A 9,020-nucleotide genomic window follows, 5' to 3' on the forward strand; every position below is an offset into this window, starting at 1 on the left:
CAAGTGAGGTGGAAAAAGAGTTTTGACTTTTTTTGAGGTGAGTGCTAGAATTTGGGTGATTACTCCGCGTCCTCTCCTGCAAAAGGATTAAAAATTCCAATTGACTGGACGTAACTGGCACCCAACCCCGGTGATGTGCTGGTGCTAGTGGCAGTGGTTTCGCGTTGCACGGGTGCAACAATTTGGGGGCGCAAAGATTTCTTCATTTTTTCTTTCTCCTTAATTTTGGCTTTTTTTTCGCGACTCGGCGTGGCGTGGCTTTTCGCCTTATTCCTCCCTCGGGGGGTCGGGTTTTGGCGTCGCCACTCTCACGCCCGTTTCTAGTTTTATTATTAACACTAACTCTCACTCTCGTCAAGCTGTTTTTGATAAGTTTTTTTAAGCGATTTTCGGTTTTTTTTCGCATTAAATATAGGCTGGTTTAAAGCTCAACCCAACCACAAGAAATAATAGCGATTAATTGAAGCGAGAATGGCAAGCAGACTAATTAAAAAGCGAGAGCCCTTTTATTCCGGTATTGAGGTTTTAATAATTTGTCCGGGTTAATAGCGAGCGATCGCTTGGCGGATTAATTAAAAAGCGAGATCTCTTTTTTGCCGGTATAGAGCTTTTAATAATTTGTCCGGGTTAAGAGCGATCGTACTACAAGAGCGATCGCACTACACTCACCATTTTTATTGGTTCAACTACCCACCCCAAAAAATCCAAGTCTTCCGAACCCCGTGCCAGGTATCGTCCAACCTTGAACTGACAATGGTTGTGCGTCAATTCCGAGAGGCGAACAGAGCGCCATATGAGGTAGAAAAAGAGTTTTGACTTTTTTTGAGGTGAGTGCTAGAATTTGGGTGATTATTCCGCGTCCTCTCCCGCAAAAGGATAATATTTAGGTTCCATTGAAGCCCGGGCCCACCCGGTGCTCGGTGTGCTTGCTGTGCTAGTGGCAGTGGTTTCGCGTTGCACAGGGGCAGCTTGTTGGGGGCGCAAAGATTTCTTCATTGTATTTCTCGTTGAATTTGGGCTTGTTTTTTTTCGCGGCTCGCGTCGCGGCTCCTTTCGCCTTATTCCTCCCTCGGGGGGTCGGGTTTTGGCGTCGCCACTCTCACGCCCGTTTCTAGTTTTATTATTAACACTAACTCTCACACTCGTCAAGCTGTTGCATGATAATTTTTATTAAGCGATTTTCGGTTTTTTTTGCATAAAATATAGGCGGGTTTAAAGCTCAACCCAACCACAAGAAATAATCCGGATTCCAATTGAAGCGAGAATGGCAAGCAGACTAATTAAAAAGCGAGATTCCTTTTATTCCCGTATTGAGGTTTTAATAATTTGTCCGGGTTAAGAGCGTGAGCTTGGCGGATTAATTAAAAAGCGAGATCCCTTTTACGAACGCTTAACCGATGATGGGTTAACTCAATGGCATCCGGCTTTTTTGCGACGCCGGGAACAGCTTGGAAGAATGTGCCTTGAAGTACAAAGGTTTTTGCCAAAAGTACAAACCCAAGGAGAAGAACCCAACCAAGTGCCACGCTTGGTAGCAAGCTACTCGGCGGGGTTCATCCAGAGGGTAAGAGTAAAAGTTCAACTACCCACCCCAAAAAATTCAAGTCCTGTTCCCAGCCCCGAACCCCGTGCCAGGTATCGTCCAACCTTGAACTCACAAGGGTTGTGCGTCAATTCCGAGAGGCGAACAGAGCACCAAGTGAGGTGGAAAAAGAGTTTTGACTTTTTTTGAGGTGAGTGCTAGAATTTGGGTGATTACTCCGCCCCGTCTCCCGCAAAAGGATTAAAAGGTGCGGTTTTTAAACATGCACCAACCCCGACAACGCCAGTGCTGGTGGTAGTGGCAGTGGTTTCGCGTTGCACGGGTGCAACAATTTGGGGCCGCAAAGATTTCTTCATACGTTTCTCCTTGAATTTTGGCTTTTTTTTCGCGACTCGAATTGGTGTGGGCTTTCGCCTTATTCCTCCCTCGGGGGGTCGGGTTTTGGCGTCGCCACTCTCACGCCCGTTTCTAGTTTAATATTAACACTAACTCTCACAAATTCAAGCTGTTTTTGATAACTTTTATTAAGCGATTTTCGGTTTTTTTTGCATAAAATATAGGCTGGTTTAAAGCTCAACCCAACCACAAGAAATAATCGCCATCAATTGAAGCGAGAATGGGAAGCAGACTAATTAAAAAGCGAGAGCCCTTTTATTCCGGTATTGAGCTTTTAATAATTTGTCCGGGTTAAGAACGATCGCTCGCTTGGCGGATTAATTAAAAAGCGAAATCCCTTTTATACCCGTATTGAGCATTTTAATAATTTGTCCGGGTTCACAAGAGCGATCGTACTACAAGAGCGATCGCACTTCACTCACCATTTTTATTGATTCAACCACCCACCCCAAAAAATCCAAGTCCTGTTTTTCACCCCCCCGTGCCAGGTATCGTCCAACCTAGAACTGACAAGGGTTGTGCGTCAATTCCGAGAGGCGAACAGAGCTAATATGAGGTGGAAAAAGAGTTTTGACCTTTTTTGAGGTGAGTGCTATAATTTGGCTGATTACTCCGCGTCCTCTCCTGCAAAAGGATTATACGCCAAGCCAATCAGAGAGGCCACCAACCCCGGTGATGTGCTGGTGCTAGTGGCAGTGGTTTCGCGTTGCACGGGTGCAACAATTTGGGGGCGCAAAGATTTCTTCATTTTTTCTTTCTCCTTAATTTTGGCTTTTTTTTCGCGACTCGGCGTGGCGTGGCTTTTCGCCTTATTCCTCCCTCGGGGGGTCGGGTTTTGGCGTCGCCACTCTCACGCCCGTTTCTACTTTTTATATTAATACTAACTCTCACACTCGTCAAGCTGTTTGTGATAAGTTTTAGGAGCCAATTTTCGGTTTTTTTTGCATTAAATATAGGCTGGTTTAAAGCTCAACCCAACCACAAGAAATAATTGTGATAAATTGAAGCGAGAATGTCTTGCAGACTAATTAAAAAGCGAGATCCCTTTTATTCCCATATTGAGGTTTTAATAATTTGTCCGGGATGACAAGAACTCTCGCTTGGCGGATTAATTAACAAGCGAGAGCCATTTTTTTCCCGTATTGAGCTTTTAAGAATTTGTCCGAGTTAATCGCGAGAGCGATCGCACTTCACTCACCATTTTTATTGGTTCAACTACCCACCCCAAAAAATCCAATTCTTCCAAACCCCGTGCGAAGGTAGGAAAACCACTCTCCTGACAATGGTTGTGCGTCAATTCACCGCCTAGGCGAACAAGCGCAAGCATGAGGTGGAAAAAGAGTTTTGACCTTTTTTGAGGTGAGTGCTAGAATTTGGCTGATTACTCCGCGTCCTCTCCCGCAAAAGGAGTGCATTGCCGGGTGGCAATGTCACAATATGTCAGTGCACCCACCCCCACGCCAGTGCTGGTTGTTGTGGCAGTGGTTTGGCGTTGCACGGGTGCAACTATTTGGGGCCGCAAAGATTTCTTCATACATTTCTCCTTGAATTTTGGCTAGATTTTCCTCGCCTGGCGAGCGTCATTTTTCGCCTCACTCTTCCCTCTCTGGGTTAGGTGAGGCGTCTCGACTCTCACCTGCTTTTCTATTAATGAGATTAACACTTCATCAAAAATAGTCAAGTCTTTTTCGGAATGTTTTTTCGCACTTTTTATTGAGTTTTTCGCAGGAACACTGCCAGGTTTAAAGCTCAACCCTGTCTCAAAAGCACCAAAGAAATTTTGATAATTAGGCGACTTGTAGCGTCTGTGGCTTTGGTAAAAGTTTACCTGTTTGATTATATGCGTACACCATATCTTCTAAAACTTCCTTAGCATTCTCAAGTGCTTCTTCATAAGTTTCTCCGTGTGTGCGAGTGTATTTCCCCCATTCGGGTAAAGTAGCAACATACGCCCGATCTTCCTCAGACCATTGAATTAAAATGCTATATTTCATAATTCATCCCCTTGCTCTAACTGCTCCAGTTCTTCGAGTGCTGCTGTTACATCTTTTTCCTAGTAAGGTTTTGCATCATTGCCATCTTTGCCAGAAAGGACTACGGGGTTTGACAAAAGTGAATGATTCCAGTAGGAATGACTACCCTTCCCACGTTTAGGCAACAGTATAAATCCTGCTTTCTGCAACATCTGTTTCAATTCTCTAACTTTTTTGGGCATTGGGCATATTGTGTAGTATATCAAAGCAACCAAAGTGCTCGCATTAGTGAAACCCAAAATGGAAGAGCGCCTCTCCACAAAATTCAGAAGCGACGCCTTCTCAAACCCATTCAAGACCAAATCCGGCCCCGACGGAAAGGAACCTTTGGCTTATCTGCTTGCCCCTCGGATAGCTTCTTCCACCAATAACCGTAGTCTTCCAATCCAGTCGAATTTAACAAATGCTCTTTCGCGTCTGGCGCATCAATAATTGGCATCATCGACTGGCCCCAAACAGCATCACCGTAAATCTTGCCATTTTGAGGTTTTTTGGCTTTCTCTCGCGCCAAACTTCCTGACCCTTCCGCCAGCGGCCAATACCCCACTAACCCCGTTTCATCGCCTTTTAAACGGTGAACTAATTTCGATTGAATGTCCTTAGGGGTGCGGACTTTATTCCACAGACGAATCTCGGCAATTTTCCCATTAAAAAAATAATCTCCGTAACCCGGTTGCTCCGTGTTCCCCGCACCAATACGGAAGGGACGTTTAGTATTGGCTTTAAACTTGACATTCTCTCGCTTGCTCACTTCCTGGCCGTTGACATAGAAATAAGCTGTATCAGATTTTCCCTCGTACACCCCCGTCAAATGTACCCAAGAATTAATCTCAATATCCGGTCCACCCAGAACAATCCAACCCTCTCCCACCTCGCCAGTACCCAGCCAAAACTCCCATTTCTGGGAGGGAGTCGCATAGAACATATAGCCCTTGCAACCATTCACATCCGACCCATCCCGCGACATTAATACTGAGCGGTATCCACCGCCCCCAACGAACATCACCCACGCCTCAATCGTGAACGTAGCGGGATTGATTTCCTTGGCATAATCAATATCAATCTTGTCATCAATGCCGTCAAAATTCAGCACTGTTTGCAAGCGTTCTTGTGGAGCATTCGCATTAGTCATAGTAACCATCTCCTGTGTTTCAATTACTGCGGCGAGGACGGGAACCTCAGACAACTCCCAAGTTGCCTGATGAACGGTTCCGTGATTAGCATTTTGAGTTTTGTCGCAAACTGTATTGCCCGTACCTTCATTTAAAGGCCAATAGCCTGCTAGTCCCAATTCATTCCCTGCTAAACAGCGGGACATATCAGCTTGAAGTTCTGCTTGAATGCGGCATTTATTCCAGATGCGGACTTCAGAAAGTTGACCTTTCCAAGATTCTGCACCTTGAGGATTTTTCCTGCCAATTTCCCAACTAATGCTGCTTGATTTTGACCGCCGGCTGCCGACAAAAGTCTGCACGAGTTCACCATTGACGTAAAAGTGAAGCTTGCTGTTAGCTTCAAACACCAGCGCTAGATGAAACCAAGTGCCTGCTACAAGCTTAGCTGAGGTAGTGTTGTAATTTTTTCTCTTATAAACCGTGAATCGGAGCTGGCTGTTAAATAAACCAAAACCCCAAGCAGGATGCTCCGAAAATATCCTTTGCACCCCCTTAGTTGTTTTAGTTTTCACCCAAGCTTCTACCGTAAAGTTGTTGCCTAAATCGCAGGAAATATGGGGGAGGGCAACATAACTCTCTACTCCGTCAAAGGTCAGAACTGGTCGGCTGTTATTTAGGAGATTAGTCATCACTTTGATTCCTGCTGGCTTCAGAGTTTAGATATGAATTGGATCTGGATGCCAAGTTTCAATACGGTTCAGTTAAAAATATTTATTCCTTGGAGATCCCCCTAAATCCCCCTTAAGAAGGGGGACTTTGAGTAAGTTCTTGTCCCCCCCTTTTTAAGGGGGGCTAGGGGAGATCGATCTTAACTGAACCGTATTGGGCCAAGTTTCCCAATTCATATCTAAACTTTTTAGTTGAAAAATCAGCCGTTATTTTTGGCTAAAAAGAGGAGAAAAGTGGTTTTTACCGCCTGCCCCGCCCGCAGCCACAGCTAGAACTTTTAAGCTTTGGATAGCTGCGGTAAGCAAAGGCCGCCGGGTCATTGTAATTTGCCCCGTGCATCAAATCGATGCGAATGTCAACCAAATCTTCCGATCGACCGTTGACCACATCAAGCGATCGGTGGGGGTGAATTAATTCCGGTCTTTTCACAGGAGCCGATAAATTAGGCAGCTTCATCAGAAATATGGGTTTGAAACCCCGTCCTTTTAGGACGGCTTTACATTGGATGGGGGGGGAGGAATTCTCCCCCGATGAATGCTTGTTACCGCCTTGGATATACTAACGACGTTCGACGTTTTGTATTCGCCTTTAACCCGGACAGTTACGGATCGAGTGCTTTCTACCTGTACGCATAACAAGTGGCGGTAAGCCCGTGTGTGTATATCCCTTCGCCACTGACTATCAGAGAGGTTACAGACTAGGGAGGCATCCAGTAACATCGTTCGGTGTACCACCACCAGATAATTCAGTTTGTCTCAAAGACTCCGGCTAGACACTGTTTTAGTCTCAAATTAAGAAGGTGGTGAGTCTTCCTCTTTCTTGCCCCATGCCTTTAGGCTGGGGTTAGTGACATTACCTCCAAAATTAGTAAGGAGTAGACCAAGAACGCACCTCGCCCAGCGTTACCGGGATGATATCGCTAACATCAATAGTAAAGCGGTAAACTTTCTTAGCGCGGCGGCTATTTTCTGGGTCGAAAAACTTCAATTTAACATCCCAGCAATCGCTGTCAAGCCGACAGAACGGGCTTTTTTCTACGTTAATGCTATCGAGTTCCATGCCTGTCGCCACTGCTTCGGCGAAGGTAGAAGCAGCTTGGAAAGCGTTAGTAGCAGCAAAATTTAGCGCCCGGTCTTGGGAAGTGGTACCTAAGTTCCGCAAATCGTAGTAAATGCGGTTGAGGAAACTGCCGAGGGTGCGGCGCATCGTTTCTTCGGTCGCCTCTGTTGCCGTGGTCCGTACCGTTTCTAAAGCCGCGGTGACGAGGGTATTAACTTTCCAACTGTAAATTCCTCGCGTGTTGTGCGGTTCAATCACCGGCACTACTTGCCCGGAGAACAGTTTAACGGTTTTTCCGCTCAGAATCCCCGGAATGCTGACTCGTTCCACATAGTCTTCACTGTCTTCCGCCTCTACTTGGCCTGCCAAAAATTCTTGCAAAAGGCCGTACACGTCGCGACCAAAAGCGCCGACGGGCTCAATGGCGTAAATGGGTGTCAGTTCCAGGTTGAGCGTCCAAATTAAAGACTTCGCCTCTGAGGGGTTTTGTTCGAGATAGTCTGCCATCTGGCGGGCGTCGTAAGGATTAGCCGGCACAGTGGTAGTGTCAATTTCATAGGCGGGCATCAGTTGCTTGAACGAGTCGCGCCTCGCCTCGCTGCCGAAGTCGTAACCCAATGTTCCCAAAGCGTAGACAAGCTGGACATCTTCGAGTTCGCTGGGTGCTTGGCTGGGGGCGATGCCGGTGCGTCGGTTGTTGCTCATAATAGAATTGCTTGGGCTGCTAGATGAACGAATTTGTGTGGAAGTTAGTAGAGATTCGGGGGTGGGCGGGAGAGATGTTGAAGAAAGCACTGCGCTTTCTAAGCTTTCTTGTAGTTGCTCTTGGGCTTGTACGGTTTCTTCTAAAACTGTTTGAGTTATTCCTTCGCAACCGCAGCCAGCAGCTTCGACGCCTTCTAATTCCTCTGACATTTTTCCTCCTTGTATTAAATAAGTTGCACCCAAAACATTGAGCCTGCCAACTAGACAGCGGTCTGCACTTTCTGTGTCGGCATCGCAGGGTAAGGCACTTTTTAAAATGGCCTCCCGCACTTTGCTCGGATCGGGCTTTTGTCCCAGCCTAATTTGCAGACTGAGCAACAAAGCAGCCACGCCGGAAATAACGGGGGTGGCAAAGCTGGTGCCGCTAAGTCGGGTAGTGCCTCCTCCGGGCTTTGCTCCTAGGATGTTTTCTCCGGGGGCTAGAATACCTTGATCCTTGTAGGTTTCCCCCCAGTTACTAAAATTTAGAGGCCGACCTCGATCGTCCATTGCTCCGACTGCCAAAACTGCCGGGAGTGCAGCAGGTACGTGCAAGCAATTGCAACCGTCGTTCCCTGCAGCAGCCACGATTAAAACGTTGTTGTCGTTGCACAGTTGCACGGCTTTTTCGAGCCAGCCTTCGGCTTCGCCTATTTCGGTCAGTTGACCGCCGCTGATGTTAATAATGTGAGCACCGGCATTGACAGCACTTTCGATCGCACGCGCTATATCTAGCTGAGAAACCCTAGAACGGTTGTCGGAAAAGATGGGAACGATTAATCCCCGGCATTTAGGGGCAATTCCGGGTATTTCTGAGCCGTGTTGCCCGAAGATGATGCTGGCAACGTGGGTACCGTGCAGAGACATGGCACCGGTGGAAGATAGTTCTTCCTGCACCAATGTGGGTAGCCGTTGGAGGTTGGCTCCGGCAAAACAAGCGTGAGCCTGGTCTACTAAGCCATCTAGTACCGCTACACAAACTTGGGAATCACCGGCAGTTTTTTCCCAAAGGCTTTGAATTCCAGGGATTTGGATTACATCGGCCATTAAATTTATAAAATCCTTTGGCTGAGAGCGTCTCAAGCGTCCATAACAGAAGCTTTCAAACAATACTAAGTAAATTTGTATTCACAAACATTTCGTTTTGTAACAATTAATTTTAATTTTTGTAAAGTTTTTTATTGGTGGTCCCGCCATCCAATAAAAAACCTAAATTTTGTCTTTTATATCAATTCCGGTTGCACCGTCCGTGATTGTTGAGAGTTGAGAGTTGAGAGTTGAGAGTTGAGAGTTGAGAGTTGAGAGTTGAGAGTTGACTCGATTTTATTAGACCTCTTGCAAAAATCCTTTTCCTCAATTGATGGGACGGGCTCTTCGGCCCATCCCACAAGAAAAAATAAC

9 protein-coding genes are annotated in these 9,020 nt (G+C 46.4%); all 9 read right to left on the reverse strand.

The window, feature by feature from the left end; translation table 11 throughout:
• Positions 1-59 precede the first annotated feature (59 nt).
• The 9 genes from QUB61_RS35810 to QUB61_RS35835 all read right to left on the reverse strand — a co-directional run bounded on the left by QUB61_RS35810 (position 60) and on the right by QUB61_RS35835 (position 8,666).
• Entirely contained in the window at positions 60-206 is a 147-nt protein-coding gene (locus QUB61_RS35810; RefSeq protein WP_333135796.1) for an anacyclamide/piricyclamide family prenylated cyclic peptide, read from the reverse strand.
• A 643-nt stretch (positions 207-849) separates the two neighbouring features.
• Positions 850-996: an anacyclamide/piricyclamide family prenylated cyclic peptide gene (locus tag QUB61_RS40275; protein WP_445300319.1), complete on the reverse strand. Its 147-nt coding sequence runs from the start codon at positions 994-996 to the stop codon at positions 850-852.
• A gap of 759 nt (positions 997-1,755) precedes the next feature.
• Entirely contained in the window at positions 1,756-1,899 is a 144-nt protein-coding gene (locus tag QUB61_RS40280; RefSeq protein WP_445300318.1) for an anacyclamide/piricyclamide family prenylated cyclic peptide, read from the reverse strand.
• A gap of 647 nt (positions 1,900-2,546) precedes the next feature.
• On the reverse strand, positions 2,547-2,687 hold the full coding sequence (locus QUB61_RS35815) for an anacyclamide/piricyclamide family prenylated cyclic peptide (protein WP_333135794.1): 141 nt from the start codon (positions 2,685-2,687) through the stop codon (positions 2,547-2,549).
• Between the two features lie 633 nt (positions 2,688-3,320).
• Complete coding sequence (locus QUB61_RS40285; protein ID WP_445300317.1) at positions 3,321-3,473, reverse strand: anacyclamide/piricyclamide family prenylated cyclic peptide; 153 nt, start codon at positions 3,471-3,473, stop codon at positions 3,321-3,323.
• Between the two features lie 253 nt (positions 3,474-3,726).
• Positions 3,727-3,933, reverse strand: a complete 207-nt coding sequence (locus QUB61_RS35820) for a type II toxin-antitoxin system HicB family antitoxin (protein ID WP_333135792.1) — start codon at positions 3,931-3,933, stop codon at positions 3,727-3,729.
• Positions 3,934-4,264: 331 nt separating this feature from the next.
• Positions 4,265-5,776: a LamG-like jellyroll fold domain-containing protein gene (locus QUB61_RS35825; protein ID WP_333135790.1), complete on the reverse strand. Its 1,512-nt coding sequence runs from the start codon at positions 5,774-5,776 to the stop codon at positions 4,265-4,267.
• A 280-nt stretch (positions 5,777-6,056) separates the two neighbouring features.
• Positions 6,057-6,272 (reverse strand): cyanobactin biosynthesis system PatB/AcyB/McaB family protein, encoded by a 216-nt coding sequence (locus QUB61_RS35830; RefSeq protein WP_333135788.1) that lies wholly within the window; start codon positions 6,270-6,272, stop codon positions 6,057-6,059.
• A 408-nt stretch (positions 6,273-6,680) separates the two neighbouring features.
• Entirely contained in the window at positions 6,681-8,666 is a 1,986-nt protein-coding gene (locus tag QUB61_RS35835; RefSeq protein ID WP_333135786.1) for a PatA/PatG family cyanobactin maturation protease, read from the reverse strand.
• Positions 8,667-9,020: the final 354 nt, after the last annotated feature.

This window comes from Microcoleus sp. C2D2 (genome assembly GCF_036702495.1).
Classification (GTDB): Bacteria; Cyanobacteriota; Cyanobacteriia; order Cyanobacteriales; family Microcoleaceae; genus Microcoleus.

Excerpts from the sequence above, each read along its gene's own strand:
- QUB61_RS35810 (WP_333135796.1), bottom strand. The coding sequence starts at position 206 with ATGAAGAAATCTTTGCGCCCCCAAATTGTTGCACCCGTGCAACGCGAA.
- QUB61_RS40275 (WP_445300319.1), bottom strand. The coding sequence starts at position 996 with ATGAAGAAATCTTTGCGCCCCCAACAAGCTGCCCCTGTGCAACGCGAA.
- QUB61_RS40280 (WP_445300318.1), bottom strand. The coding sequence starts at position 1,899 with ATGAAGAAATCTTTGCGGCCCCAAATTGTTGCACCCGTGCAACGCGAA.
- QUB61_RS35815 (WP_333135794.1), bottom strand. The coding sequence starts at position 2,687 with ATGAAGAAATCTTTGCGCCCCCAAATTGTTGCACCCGTGCAACGCGAA.
- QUB61_RS40285 (WP_445300317.1), bottom strand. The coding sequence starts at position 3,473 with ATGAAGAAATCTTTGCGGCCCCAAATAGTTGCACCCGTGCAACGCCAA.
- QUB61_RS35820 (WP_333135792.1), bottom strand. The coding sequence starts at position 3,933 with ATGAAATATAGCATTTTAATTCAATGGTCTGAGGAAGATCGGGCGTAT.
- QUB61_RS35825 (WP_333135790.1), bottom strand. The coding sequence starts at position 5,776 with ATGACTAATCTCCTAAATAACAGCCGACCAGTTCTGACCTTTGACGGA.
- QUB61_RS35830 (WP_333135788.1), bottom strand. The coding sequence starts at position 6,272 with ATGAAGCTGCCTAATTTATCGGCTCCTGTGAAAAGACCGGAATTAATT.
- QUB61_RS35835 (WP_333135786.1), bottom strand. The coding sequence starts at position 8,666 with ATGGCCGATGTAATCCAAATCCCTGGAATTCAAAGCCTTTGGGAAAAA.